The organism is Nitrosococcus oceani ATCC 19707, from assembly GCF_000012805.1.
GTDB classification, from domain to species: Bacteria; Pseudomonadota; Gammaproteobacteria; order Nitrosococcales; family Nitrosococcaceae; genus Nitrosococcus; species Nitrosococcus oceani.
In genome coordinates this window covers 321,928-335,152 of sequence record NC_007484.1, presented here as the reverse complement: position 1 = coordinate 335,152, position 13,225 = coordinate 321,928, and the positions used below count along the sequence as shown (strand labels likewise).

The following is a 13,225-nucleotide window of genomic DNA, read 5'->3' as shown; positions in this document are numbered from 1 at the left end:
AACATTGGAATTAAACATGGATGTTGAATGACCCCCCAGTGAGAGTGCCTGCCCGTGCGTGCCCGCACGCAGACAGGCGAAGTGAAACTTTGCTGCGAGCGCGAGGGCCAGCATGACTTGCGTTTCGCCAACAATTGGCAGTATATTTTCCCTGTTGCCAAGAGCGCGACCTACCCTCGGTAGGAGGGGAAATGATGCGCGTGGAGGGTGATACCCAGCCGAGGGCCTTGCGCGCTAAGTCGTGGCCAGCCCAAAACACCCCTTGAAGCGAGAATTCTCCAGGCTGATGAGGTTTTGTAGGAACAAAATCGACATCAGTCATGGCGAAACTCCAAAGCTTCCAGCCCTATCTCCCCATAAGGCCCGGATAGCGGCAATACCTTGGGCCCCTCGGCTCCAGGCTTCCTTCAAATGCTCCGGCCCTACCCCCCCTAGAGCATAGACTGGAAAGGGAATTTGCGCGATGAGCGTTTGAAACCGCTCCCACCCCAAGGGTAATGCTTGAGGATGAGTGGAGGTATGAAAGACAGGCCCTAGCACGGCAAAATCCACTCCAATATTAGCAGCATGGGCCAACTGCGCAGCATTGTGACAAGAAGCGGCCACCCATTTATTGGCTGGCAATGGCCGATGGGAAAGGTGCATTAAATGGTTACCCGTCAGATGTACCCCATCAGCCCCCCACTCAGCGGCCTGGGCAGGCACCGTATTGACTAATAAGATGGCCTTATATTCAAAGCACAAGCGCTGAACCTTCCATGTCAAATTTTGGTAGTGCTCAGGACTAAGCTTTTTAGCTCGTAACTGCACCAGCTGTACCCCAGCTTGTAATGATTGGCGCAAACTGCTCAGAAACGCCATCTGGTTTCCGGCCGGCTCCTTGGTAATCAGATAGGTTGGCGGTAAACACACCGCGGTCACAACAGCGTGGTTGGCCGCAGGCAAGGGATAGGCATTTAGATTTTCAGGCGAGACCCACACCACAGGCTGCCCTTCCTGCCCCTTGGGCGTGCCCGAGAAACGATCCACTCGCCAAACGTGGAGCAGCACGGACCGATCCGGATAATCATGGTGTACCTGCAACAAGGGGCGGGCTTGGAGAACCTGGATTCCTAGCTCCTCCCATAACTCCCTGGAGAGAGCCTGGCGAACCTCCTCCCCTGGCTTCAACTTACCCCCAGGAAATTCCCACAAATTGCCTTGATGGACATGGAGTGGGCGTTTGGATAACAATACCTGTCCCTGCCTATTAAAGATTGCGCCGGCTGCTACCTGGAGTACCATGGAGAGATTACATTCTTTAATGACTAAGCTTAAAAAGCCAGAATAATGTCACGGCTGCTTATCATACTAGGGCTTATTTTGGTTGTGGTAGGAGTGCTCTGGCCCTGGCTCGCTAAGCTAGGATTGGGTCGCCTTCCTGGCGATATTGTCATCGAGCGGGAAAATTTTCGTTTTTATTTTCCAATTACCACTTCCATCCTTATTAGTTTGCTTCTCTCCTTGCTGTTTTGGCTATTTCGCCGCTAACTAGATCTATTTTTCCCATAGCCCTCAAGGCTGCCAGCGCCTGGGGGCATGTTTAAACATATTTAAAACGGCTTTCTACTCCTCCTTGAGTACATAAACCGCCCCACAATAAGGGCAACGCTCCCATCCCGTTTCTTCGATGGGGAGGTAAACCCGGGGATGGGAGTTCCATAGCGCCATAGAGGGCATGGGGCAAGACAAAGGTAAATCCGCCCGTGTCACTTCATAACGACGGGCCTCGTTAGCCGGAATAGAAGAAGCGGCGCTCGGGGCTGCTGTTTTGCTCACGACCATATAATCCTATAGCTTGTTTTCAATTGCATAAAAGTAACAAGGATATTACCCACTTTAAGGAGAGACCTCCAGCATACGGCTCAAAGCCAAACGGGCAAGTTCTGCCTCATCTTCTGGCACCTTGATTTGATTCACCACCTGGCCAGAGAGTAGATTCTCCAAGCTCCAAGCTAAATGCTGAGGATCAATCCGAAACATGGTGGAGCACATACATACCGTGGGCGACATAAAATGAATGGATTTACCTTCGTTTTTATAGCGCTCATGGAGGCGATTCACTAAATTAAGCTCGGTTCCCACCAACCAGCGGGTACCTGATTCTGCCTCTCGGATAGTCTTAATAATGTATTCAGTTGAGCCGACATAATGGGATTTTTGGCAGACCTCGAAACTATTTTCAGGATGAGATATGACTTTTGCATCCGGGTAACGGGCTAGAAAACGATCGATGTGCTCTGGCTGGAACATTTGGTGTACCGAACAAAATCCTTGCCATAGAATGATCCGTGCTTCCTGGATTTGCTCCTGCGTCAACCCCCCATTGGGCCGATTAAAATTCCAAACCGCCATTTTCTCTAGTGGAATACCCATGCGGTAGGCGGTATTGCGCCCCAAGTGTTGATCAGGGAAAAACAACACTTTTTCACGGCGCTCAAAGGCCCAATTCAGCACGGCCTCAGCATTGCTTGAAGTACAGACGATGCCGCCATGACGGCCACAAAAAGCCTTGAGGTTAGCAGCGGAGTTGATATAGGTAACCGGGGTTACCTTCTCCTCGGGCTCCAAAATCTGGCCTAGCTCCCGCCAGGCCCGCTCCACTTTAGCGAGATCGGCCATATCAGCCATGGCACAGCCTGCCGCCATATCAGGGAGAATAGCGATTTGCTCGGGGCGGGACAGAATATCCGCCACTTCGGCCATAAAATGAACGCCACAAAAAACGATATATTTGGCCTCTGAAACAGCGGCCTGGCGGGATAATTTCAGAGAATCGCCAGCATAATCAGTAAACCGAAAAACTTCTTCCCGTTGATAATGGTGTCCAAGAATAACAACCTGAGCGCCTAAAGCCGCCTTGGCTTTGGCAACCCGCGCTTCACATTCACTATCGCGCAGATCAATATAGCTCTGAATGACTGCTGCTTCGGCCATCTCTAATAGTCCTCGCTATAAAGGCAGTAAGTAAGAAATACCTTACCATTTTACTAAAGAATTATGGCTACTGGGTAGCCCTCGCCTTACTACAAGAGGTTTCCGCTTTGATTAGAAATTGCGGATCTTCAGCGGTATTCCAATAATATTCAATGGGTTAGACTTTATCCGAAGCTAGCCTGCGCACGCCAATCCCCAACTCCCGCAACTGCGCTTCCGCAACCTGGCCTGGCGCGCCGGTAAGCGGGCAAGCCGCCGTCTGGGTCTTGGGAAACGGGATGACCTCCCGGATCGAGGCGCTTCCAGTCATCAGCATGACCAGCCGATCCAAACCAAACGCAATCCCACCATGGGGCGGGCAGCCATATTTCAGCGCGTCCAAAAGAAATCCAAATTTATCTTGGGCTTCCTCATCGCCAATACCTAGCAAGCGAAACACTTGACTCTGCACTTGGGACTGGGAAATGCGGATGGATCCCCCGCCCACCTCGGTACCATTGAGCACTAAATCATAGGCACGGGAGCGGCAAGCTCCCGGATTCTGCTCCAATAAGGAGAGATCTTCTTCTTTGGGAGAAGTAAAAGGGTGATGCAAGGCATGCCAACGGTGGTCATCCTCATCCCACTCGAACATAGGAAAATCTATGACCCATAGCGGACTCCAGCCATGCTCTACCAAGCCATGATCGTGGCCTAATTTCACTCGCAAGGCTCCAAGGGATTCATTAACAATGGACGCTTTATCAGCACCGAAAAATACGATATCTCCATTTTCAGCTTCCGTTCGTTCCAGCATGGCTCCAATCACTTCATCGGGCAAAAACTTGAGGATAGGGGACTGCAATCCCTCCCGCCCGCGGCTGCGCTCAACCACTTTAATATAAGCCAAACCCTTGGCGCCGTAGATAGCCACAAATTGAGTATACTCCTCAATTTCTTTACGGCTAAGTTTGCCGCCGCCGGGCAATCTCAATGCGGCGACTCGTCCATCCCGATCCTGGGCTGGCTGGGCAAAAACCTTAAAATCCACTGTTTTCATCAAATCCCCCACCTCTACCAATCGCAGGGGAATGCGCAAATCAGGTTTATCTAAACCAAAACAGGCCAGGGCTTCGGCATAGGGCATCCGGACAAAGGGGGTATGGAGGGGCACTTCTAATACCGTGGCAAACAGCTCCTTGAACATCTCTTCCATTAACGCCATAAGCGTCTCCTCATGAAGGAAGGAAGCCTCTATGTCGAGCTGCGTAAATTCCGGCTGGCGATCGGCCCGTAGATCTTCATCACGAAAACAGCGCACTACTTGATAGTAGCGATCCACCCCAGCAACCATGAGGAGCTGTTTAAATAACTGGGGGGACTGAGGCAAGGCAAAAAATTGGCCGGGATGGGTACGGCTTGGCACCAAAAAATCCCGGGCGCCCTCTGGCGTTGACTGGGTGAGAATGGGCGTATCAATATCGAGAAAACCCCGCTCATCCAAAAACTTGCGCAATTGCCGAATAATGGCGGAACGGAACCGCAGGCGCTGCAAGCTTTCTGGCCGCCGGAGGTCAATATAACGATAGCGCAGCCGGATGTCTTCGCCCACCTCTAATTTTTCATCCACTGGAAAAGGCGGCGTTTCCGAAGCATTAAGTAAAATGAGTTCCTGACCCAATACTTCCACTTGGCCTGTCTTGAGATCTGGATTTTCGGTGCCTTCCGGCCGGTGCTGTACCCGGCCCTTGACCTGAAGCACATATTCACTCCGTATCTGTTCGGCATGCCTAAAGCTTTCCGGAGAATACTCTGGATCAAAAACCAATTGAATGAGGCCCTCCCGATCACGAAGATCAATAAAAATTACCCCACCATGATCTCGGCGGCGATTTACCCAGCCGCATAAAGTGACACTTTGATCAAGATGGGCCTCGGAAAGTTCGCCGCAATAGTGGCTACGCATGAAAGAATCCTTAGAGGCTGTTGGAAAATCTTTGAAAGTTACTCATTTATTGAATTGCAGTCAATCTAAATATAAATTAAATTCAACGACTTAATTTTTTAAGACTCAGAATTCAAAGCTGGATAGGGAACCTTTCCAACAGCCCCTAAAGGACAACATCCTATTTAGGCTAGACCCCTAGCCAGTAGCAGCAGCATCGCCTGTAGGCTTGGAATTAGCCCCAGGAGTTTTCTCCTGCTTATCCTTTGCCTTGCCTGGGCCTTCCTTGTTGTTCGAACTTTCTTTAGAGGCGTCATTGGAAGCAGCCAAGTTTCGCTTATTACCGCTTTTAAAATCAGTTTCGTACCAGCCGCCCCCTTTGAGCCGAAATCCGACAGCGGATACCAACTTACGCAATTGTTCCTTACCACAAGAAGGACACTGAAGTAATGGCTCTTCAGCTATCTTTTGCAGCAACTCCATTTTATGGCCACAGGCTTCGCAGCGATATTCATAGATCGGCATGGTACAAAACTTCCTTGGAATTAAACGACGGTTTAATATCTTCTCGGGAGAGCATGGCGCGAAACGACACGCTCCCACCCGAGAACCCAGTAAAAAACGATACCTTGGGGCTAAATTTAAGCCTATATATTAAACGTTATTTAGCCCCCTGTTGGCTCGTTTACCGAATATGGAGGTAATGGCACCTCATTTCAATATCTTTTCGCCTCAAAGGACAGACCTTACGGTTCAAGCTTTAATAATTGACTCTCCCAAACTCCATTTGCTTTGGCATAGCGGTAATGCCCTTCTCTCCTCGTCGTCTTTTACTGGCCTTTCTTCTCATTGGAATGCCTATTTTTATCGCCCCCTTATGCGTCGCGCTTGCGCACAGGCAATCACTCCTGAGCGCCGAGCACCGCTAGCCTATATTGCCGGAACCTTGGAAGTTCTATTAGGAGCGGATATCCTGCGCCTTAAGGATATTCGCCGAATAGGCACGCCGATAACTTCGATCGGCGGCGCAGGGACATTTGACGGCATCTTCATTACCAGTATCATTGCCGCCCTGCTGGCCTAAGCCTTCTTAATCACTATCCTTAATATTACTAAATTTTTAGGTTCTTTGTGTTAGAATTGCGCGATGCAAACGACGCTCCGAACTTCTTTTAAACACCTATGCATAATATTTTTACAGCGGCTTAGCAAGATAAAACGAGGGCATCAGAAATTAAACGCCCTGAAATTTTGCCAAGGCGCTCGTTCAAACAACTATATTACATAACAGTTTTGATTTATCGGCCTTTAGTTAAGGGAGCAAAATATGAGTACAGATAGCGTCGATCAGGGCAAACGCCGCTTTTTAACAGCGGCTACAACAGTGGTTGGAGGCGTAGGCATGGGCTTTACGGCCGTGCCGTTTGTTAAATCCATGCAGCCTAGCGAACGGGCGCAAGCCGCAGGGGCCCCTGTGGAAGTCGATATTAGCAACCTTGAGCCAGGCCATATCATGACCGTCGAGTGGCGTGGCAAACCGGTCTGGATTCTCCGTCGGACCCAAGAAGAACTGGAAAGCGTAGAGGCGATGACTGGGGAGGATATACTTCGGGACCCTCACAGTGAAGTGGAAGAGCAGCAACCCCCCTTCGCTCAAAACGTCTACCGCTCCATTGAGCCTGAAATTTTAGTGGTTGTCGGGATCTGCACTCACCTGGGGTGTTCCCCTACCTTCCGTCCGGAAGTTGCTCCAGAGGATTTAGGTCCTGACTGGCAGGGCGGCTTTTTCTGCCCTTGCCATGGTTCTCGTTTTGATCTGTCGGGGCGAGTTTATGATGGAGTTCCGGCCCCCACCAATTTGGAGGTGCCGCCCTACCGCTTTCTTGCTGAAAACCGCCTGCGTATTGGCGAATCTCCGAGTGAGGCAACCTAATGAAAAATACAATAAATCAAATTTTTACCTGGATTGATGCCCGCCTTCCCATTTCCCAGCCATGGAAAGAGCATTTATCGGAGTATTACGCGCCAAAAAATTTCAATGTTTGGTATTTTTTTGGCTCTTTGGCCATGCTGGTGCTGGTTATCCAGTTAGTTACCGGACTCTTTCTGACCATGCATTATAAGCCGGCGGCCGATCTGGCCTTCGGCTCCGTCGAATATATTATGCGGGATGTGGAGTGGGGCTGGTTGATCCGCTACATGCATTCTACCGGGGCCTCGGCATTCTTCATTTTGATTTATCTCCATATGTTTCGGGGAGTCATTTACGGTTCCCACAAAAAACCCCGGGAATTAGTGTGGATTATTGGTGTGCTTATCTACCTTACCCTGATAGCAGAAGCTTTTATGGGTTACTTACTACCCTGGGGACAAATGTCTTACTGGGGCGCCCAGGTCACCATTTCCCTCTTCGGGGCTTTTCCACTTATCGGTGAAGGCTTATCCGAATGGATCCGGGGCGATTTTGTGGTCTCTGACGCGACCTTAAACCGCTTCTTCGCCTTCCATGTGTTTCTGATGCCTTTATTGCTGCTGGCGTTGGTTGTCGCTCATATTATCGCCTTGCACCAAACAGGCTCTAATAATCCGGACGGAGTAGAAATCAAAGAGAAAAAGGACCCCAAAGGCGTCCCTCTGGACGGTATTCCCTTCCACCCTTACTACACGGTCAAGGATCTATGGGGGGTTGGGGTATTTCTGCTCCTGTTTGCCTGGGTTGTTTTCTATGCTCCCGGTTTTGGCGGCTGGTTTCTAGAACATGACAACTTCACGCCCGCTAATCCACTTGCCACCCCTGAGCATATCAGGCCTCTGTGGTACCTCACCCCTTTCTATTCCATATTGCGATCAGTCCCCGACAAATTACTAGGCGTCCTTGCCATGGATGCCGCCATCTTTCTATGGTTTTTCCTGCCGTGGCTGGACCGCAGCCCGGTCAAGTCTATTCGTTACCGAGGATGGCTTTATAAGGCTGCCATCGGAATCTTCGTCATTAGCTTTCTGGGACTAGGCTACCTGGGTACCCAACCGGCCACACCGTTAATGACCATGTTTGCCCGGGTATTTTCAATACTTTATTTTGCTTTCTTTTTGCTAATGCCAATCTATACCAAGATGGATAAAACCAAACCCGTTCCGGAAAGGGTGACCTCAAAATGAAAAGAATGACGACGTGTTTACTCCTTTTTATCTCATCGACCTCCTTGGTTTGGGCCGCATCAAGCAACTACCCTCTCGATACCGTGGAGATAAATATCAATGATAAGGCCTCTTTACAACGGGGCGCCCAGGTATTTATGAATTACTGCCTTAGCTGTCACTCGGCCAAATATATGCGCTATAGCCGAATGGCGCAGGATCTCGGCCTGACCGAGCAGGAGGTCACCGATAACCTGATGTTTACCACCGATAAGATCCACGATCCCATGACCATCGCAATGCAGTCCAAGGATTCCGAAGGCTGGTTTGGCGTAACCCCGCCCGATCTGTCTTTGGTTGCTCGTTCTCGGGGTCCCGAATGGCTACATACTTATCTGCGAACTTTTTACCTGGATCCTAGCCGCCCTACCGGCGTCAATAATTTGGTATTCAAGGACACCGCCATGCCCCATGTTTTGTGGCCTCTGCAAGGCTGGCAGGAGCTTGCGGATAAAGATAGCGATACCTCCAGTACAAAGCTTGAGTTAGCGGTTGCGGGTACCCTGAGTCCTAGCGAGTACGAGAAAATGCTGGATGATTTAGTCAATTTTATGACCTATATGGGTGAACCCGCGCGGCTTGAGCGGGAGAAACTTGGCCCTTGGGTTCTGTTTTATATTGCGCTCTTTTGTGGTGTCGCCTATTTCCTTAAAAGGGAATACTGGAAAGATATTCATTGAGAGGAATAGCCAGACGATTTTTAGGCGGTTATTTGCTGGTGAGGCGGGAAGTATTCTTCTGGGGGACCCAAGAGAAGCTCACGCCAGAATCTCCGATTTGGCGTGAGCGGCTTTCCGTCAAAAATTCATTGGGTTGTTCGCAGGAATAATAGGGTAAATAAGCTTTTATGCCCCTTTCACCTGGTAAACGTTCTGTAACGGCCTTATTTTCGGATCCCTTGTGCCCGTTTTGCCACCGTACTCGCATTGTCGTCGCGGAAAAAAATATTTCCGCTGAGATTATTGATATAGATCCAGCTAACTTACCTGAAGATTTGGTTCGGCTTAATCCTCATAATTCCGCTCCTACACTGGTAGCCCGGGATCTAATTCTGTACGACTCAAAAGTCATTATGGAATATTTCGACGAGCGATTCCCTCATCCTCCCCTCATGCCAGTAGATCCAATTTCCAGAGCGCGGATCCGACTCATGTTTTACCGTATTGATCAAGACTGGTACCGTTTGCTTGGCGGTACCAAAACCCATCGCTCTAATATATCGTCTAAGACACGCAAAATGCTGATTGAAGATCTCACCATACTAAGTCCGACCTTCGAGAAAACGCCCTTCTTCATGAATGAAGAATTTTCCCTATTAGACTGCGCCTTGGCACCTCTACTATGGCGGCTGCTCGCTCTGGAAGCTGAACTCCCCCCCCAAGCCAAGCTTGTGGAAGATTATGCTAATCGTATGTTTGCCCGTGATTCATTTCAACAAAGTCTGAGCGCCGCTGAACGGGCAATGCGAACCAAAGCCACCAGCCCTATCTGAGGGGGCCAAACAAGCGATGGCCGATAACTCTAATCACCCCATGACGTCAAACCGTCCCTACCTCATTCGGGCTTTATACCAGTGGATTATCGATAATGATTTAACTCCTCATCTGTTAGTGGATACCACGCTATCCGGTGTTCAGATTCCTCAACAACACGCATCCGAGGGCAAAATCATTCTTAATATCCATCCAAACTCAGTTCGCGATCTCTGCCTAGAAAACGATTGGATCAGCTTTTCTGCTCGCTTTTCCGGCACTTCCTACAAAGCCTTATTCCCGGTCCAGGCTGCCCTTGCCATATATGCACGGGAGAATGGGCAAGGGATGATATTCCAAAAGGGTGATCATGACGGCGATCCCCCCCCTCCTGCTCCAGACGAAGGAGGCCGCAAACCCTCATTACGGGTCGTTAAATAACCTGTTATACACTTTACTGGATGGGTGGAAACCCGTACAACCTTGGTTAACTTCCATTCTCTTCTTCCTCAACCAGCTCATTTTAACCCATTAGGAGTATCCATTTTTTCATGGATGCCTCAACTTTTGACTCGCCACGCCAAAACGCAGATAGAGAGCCGGGACTACCATCATATTAAGCGCCGTTGAAGTCAAAAGACCGAAGAGGATCACCATGGCCATAGGGGCTTGGATCTCACTCCCCGGCTCTCCCGCGCCCAACGCCAAGGGAATGAGGGCAAGCGCCGTGGCTAAGGCTGTCATAAGAATGGGAATAAGACGCTCCTTGGCCCCCCGGATCACCGCCGTCATGGGATCCCGCACCCTCTCCCGCTCTACCAAGTGATGGATATGGGCAATCATCATGACTCCATTACGGGTCGCAATCCCAAACAGGGTAATAAAGCCAATGATCGAAGCCACCGAAAGTATTCCCCCGGAGAAGTAAACACCCACGACCCCACCTATCAGGGCAAGGGGCAGATTTAGCATCACCAGGAAAGCATCTCGTGCTGAATTGAACGCCATAAATAACAATAGAAAGATGCCCAGAATAACTAGGACGCTGACGATTGATAAAGTGCGGAAAGCTGCTTTGGCGCTCTTGAATTGACCACCATATTCAACATGGTAACCTGCAGGCAGTGACAAACTCTGACGGACACCCTGTTGTATCTCCTCGACGGCACTGACGAGATCCCGGCCCGCCACATTGGCCATGACCACCATCTTACGCTGAACATCTTCCCGGCTGATGAAATTAGGACTCCGATCTTTGCGGATCTCTGCTAGTGCATGGAGAGGCAAATGAGCGCCGCTTCCGGTGGTCATCAAGGTGGCACGGACTGCTTCTAGATCAGCTTTGACTCTCGGATCATAGCGCACGACCAAGTCAAAGTTGGCCCGTCCTTCCAGGATTTTGGAAACGGGCTGCCCATAAAAAGCCCCTTTCACCGCCTCGGCCACCTCTTGCACCCGCAGGCCATGGCGAGCAATGGCCTGGCGTTTAAACCTAATTGTCAGAAAGGGAATATCCGTCTGTTGCTGTACCGCTAGGTCCACCACACCGGGCACTCCTGCCATCACGGCCTTAACCTGTTGTCCTAGCCGGCGTAATTCATAGAGGTCAGGCCCGAAGATCTTGACCGCAATATTGGCGCGGGTCCCCGAAAGCATGTGATCGATGCGGTGTGAAATGGGCTGGCCAATGTTGATTTGCATCCCAGGAAGGCGGGCTAAATCCGCTCGCAAGGCCGCCAAAAAAGCTTCCTTGCTCCGCTCTCCCTGCCTCAAATTCACATCGATCTCGGAAGCATAGATGGCCTGGGCGTTGGGGTCGAGCTCGGCCCGGCCGGTCCGCCGGGCCGTAGACACCACCTCCGGATAGCTCAGCAGGATTTTCTCCACTCTTTGCCCCAGCCGATCAGATTGTTCCAAGGAAGTCCCTGGCAATGTCATCGTGTTGATTGTGAGGCTACCTTCATTAAAGCTCGGCAAAAGCACCTGCCCCACTCCAGCAAGAGTTATCAGCGCAGCAGCCAAAGCAGTCATTGCAATCAAGGTAATAACTTTCCACTGGGTAATAGTCGCTGCAAGGAGCCGCTCATAGTGCCTTTTGAGACTTCGCGCTAGCGAGATCTCCCGGCTCGCCTGGACAATCCGAGCTTGAGGCAAAAGTAAGGCGCTGAGTACCGGAGTCACGGTAATAGCCACCAGCAAGGAGGCGGCCAGAGAAACGACGTAGGCCACCCCGAGGGGCTGCATCAGACGACCTTCTACCCCAGAGAGAAAAACCAGGGGTAGAAAAACTAAGACAATGATCAAGGTGGCAAAGACAATAGAACCCTGAATTTCTCGGGTAGCTTCAAAGACCACTTTGCCGGTGGAGCGTCGTTGTCCCTTATCCCGCTGCTGATTTTCCCGCAGGCGGCGGACAATATTTTCCATCACGATAATGGCATCATCCACCAAAGCCCCCAGGGCAATGGTCATCCCCCCCAAAGTCATGGTGTTGAAAGTTGTCCCCAGGGCCTTCATCACAAGAATAACGGTTACCAAAGAAAGGGGCACAGCAAGCAAGGTAATCACACTGGCCCGGGTGCTCATCAGAAAGGCAAAGACGATCGCGGCCACCAGAATCGCCCCATCCCGTAGGGCCGCCAGCAAATTATTGATAGAAACGGTGATAAAATCCGCCTGCCGGAAAATATGAGTGTTGAAGATCATCCCTGACGGCAAGGAGGCCTGTAGCTCGGCCAAAACTTGATCCAGACGCGCCGTCAGGGCCAACGTATTCGTGCCGGGCTGCTTCTGGATTCCAATAATTACCGCCGCTTCCCCATTCAGAGCGCCGGTGCCCCGTTTGGGGGCCGGGCCCAAAGCCACTTCCGCCACATGGCGCACCAACACGGACTGACCGCCACGCTGGCCGATAAGGGTTTCGCGGATATCTTCAAGGCGCTGAACCCGGCCTATCCCATGAATAAGGTGCTCCTGACCTCCTTCCACATAAAACCCCGCCGAGATATTCTGGTTAGTCTCCCGTAAGGCCGCCACCACTTCATCCATGGCAATATCGTAGGCAACCAGGCGCTCGGGTTTGAGTATGACCTGGTATTGTTTGGTATCGCCGCCGATGGGAATGACCTGAGCTACACCTGGAACCGCCAGCAAGCGGTGGCGCACTACCCAGTCCGCTTGGGTCTTGAGTTCCATAGCGCTGTGCCTCTCGGAGGTCAAGGCAATGAACATAATCTCGCCCATGATGGAAGTCACTGGCTGCATCACTGGCGGCGGAATATCGGGCGGCAACGCGCCACGCACTAATTGCAGTTTCTCAGCCACAATTTGCCGGGCTCGATAAATACCCATTCCCCAGTCAAATTCAACCGTGATGACGGCAAAGCCAACACCGCTTGAAGAGCGCACCCGCCGTACGCCCATGGCGCTATTAAACGCTGTCTCCAGAGGGAAAGTGATGAGAACTTCCACCTCTTCCGGAGCCATGCCATGGGCCTCAACCACAACCGTTACTCGGGGCGTGGTCAGATCGGGGAAGACATCTACAGGCATTCGCAGGGCCTCAATGCTTCCCCACCCTAAGAGGGCGGCGGCACTCAGGAGAACCAGCAAGGGTTGCTTCAGGGACCATTGAATTATTTTGGCGATCATGGCG

Annotated in this window: 14 protein-coding genes; 7 read left to right on the top strand and 7 right to left on the bottom strand. The window is 51.0% G+C overall.

All coding sequences use genetic code 11. From position 1 onward, the window contains the following. Nucleotides 1-10 precede the first annotated feature (10 nt). Nucleotides 11-322 carry a hypothetical protein gene (locus NOC_RS16595; RefSeq protein WP_011330295.1) on the bottom strand — a complete coding sequence of 104 codons (312 nt, stop codon included), beginning with the start codon at nucleotides 320-322 and terminating at the stop codon, nucleotides 11-13. Beyond that, nucleotides 319-1,284: a Nudix family hydrolase gene (locus tag NOC_RS01755; protein WP_002813165.1), complete on the bottom strand. Its 966-nt coding sequence runs from the start codon at nucleotides 1,282-1,284 to the stop codon at nucleotides 319-321. Before NOC_RS01755 ends, NOC_RS16595 begins: the two co-directional genes overlap by 4 nt. Before the next feature lie 45 nt (nucleotides 1,285-1,329). Here NOC_RS01755 and NOC_RS01750 point away from each other — a divergent pair, with 45 nt between their 5' ends. Then, a complete protein-coding gene (locus NOC_RS01750; RefSeq protein ID WP_002814049.1) occupies nucleotides 1,330-1,530 on the top strand; it encodes a DUF2905 domain-containing protein in 201 nt (66 codons plus the stop codon). Between the two features lie 75 nt (nucleotides 1,531-1,605). On the opposite strand, the gene NOC_RS01745 is transcribed toward NOC_RS01750, so the two are convergent. From NOC_RS01745 to NOC_RS01730, 4 genes are all read right to left on the bottom strand, one after another. Next, complete coding sequence (locus NOC_RS01745) at nucleotides 1,606-1,824, bottom strand: zinc-finger domain-containing protein (protein ID WP_002811869.1); 219 nt, start codon at nucleotides 1,822-1,824, stop codon at nucleotides 1,606-1,608. Between the two features lie 54 nt (nucleotides 1,825-1,878). Beyond that, nucleotides 1,879-2,976 (bottom strand): quinolinate synthase NadA, encoded by a 1,098-nt coding sequence (gene nadA / locus NOC_RS01740; protein ID WP_002812115.1) that lies wholly within the window; start codon nucleotides 2,974-2,976, stop codon nucleotides 1,879-1,881. Between the two features lie 157 nt (nucleotides 2,977-3,133). Beyond that, the gene (aspS, locus tag NOC_RS01735) at nucleotides 3,134-4,921 is read right to left on the bottom strand and encodes an aspartate--tRNA ligase (protein ID WP_002813450.1); all 1,788 of its coding nucleotides are present in this window, start codon (nucleotides 4,919-4,921) and stop codon (nucleotides 3,134-3,136) included. 177 nt (nucleotides 4,922-5,098) lie between these two features. Next, a complete protein-coding gene (locus NOC_RS01730; protein ID WP_002814053.1) occupies nucleotides 5,099-5,425 on the bottom strand; it encodes an FmdB family zinc ribbon protein in 327 nt (108 codons plus the stop codon). A gap of 178 nt (nucleotides 5,426-5,603) precedes the next feature. On the opposite strand from NOC_RS01730, the gene NOC_RS18045 reads away from it, so the two are divergent. The 6 genes from NOC_RS18045 to NOC_RS01700 all read left to right on the top strand — a co-directional run bounded on the left by NOC_RS18045 (nucleotide 5,604) and on the right by NOC_RS01700 (nucleotide 10,011). Continuing rightward, on the top strand, nucleotides 5,604-5,984 hold the full coding sequence (locus NOC_RS18045; protein ID WP_036497857.1) for a DUF1614 domain-containing protein: 381 nt from the start codon (nucleotides 5,604-5,606) through the stop codon (nucleotides 5,982-5,984). Nucleotides 5,985-6,227: 243 nt separating this feature from the next. Next, a complete protein-coding gene (gene petA, locus NOC_RS01720; protein ID WP_002814137.1) occupies nucleotides 6,228-6,833 on the top strand; it encodes a ubiquinol-cytochrome c reductase iron-sulfur subunit in 606 nt (201 codons plus the stop codon). After that, on the top strand, nucleotides 6,833-8,059 hold the full coding sequence (locus tag NOC_RS01715; RefSeq protein ID WP_002813651.1) for a cytochrome b: 1,227 nt from the start codon (nucleotides 6,833-6,835) through the stop codon (nucleotides 8,057-8,059). The genes petA and NOC_RS01715 overlap by 1 nt, the downstream gene beginning before the upstream one ends. Continuing rightward, a complete protein-coding gene (locus NOC_RS01710) occupies nucleotides 8,056-8,778 on the top strand; it encodes a cytochrome c1 (RefSeq protein WP_011330294.1) in 723 nt (240 codons plus the stop codon). The genes NOC_RS01715 and NOC_RS01710 overlap by 4 nt, the downstream gene beginning before the upstream one ends. Nucleotides 8,779-8,945: 167 nt before the next feature. Further along, entirely contained in the window at nucleotides 8,946-9,590 is a 645-nt protein-coding gene (locus NOC_RS01705) for a glutathione S-transferase N-terminal domain-containing protein (protein WP_011330293.1), read from the top strand. Nucleotides 9,591-9,606: 16 nt separating this feature from the next. After that, nucleotides 9,607-10,011, top strand: a complete 405-nt coding sequence (locus NOC_RS01700) for a ClpXP protease specificity-enhancing factor (RefSeq protein WP_002813570.1) — start codon at nucleotides 9,607-9,609, stop codon at nucleotides 10,009-10,011. Between the two features lie 108 nt (nucleotides 10,012-10,119). Here the strand turns inward: NOC_RS01700 and NOC_RS01695 are convergent, their stop codons facing one another. Continuing rightward, complete coding sequence (locus NOC_RS01695; RefSeq protein WP_425311389.1) at nucleotides 10,120-13,221, bottom strand: efflux RND transporter permease subunit; 3,102 nt, start codon at nucleotides 13,219-13,221, stop codon at nucleotides 10,120-10,122. Nucleotides 13,222-13,225: the final 4 nt, after the last annotated feature.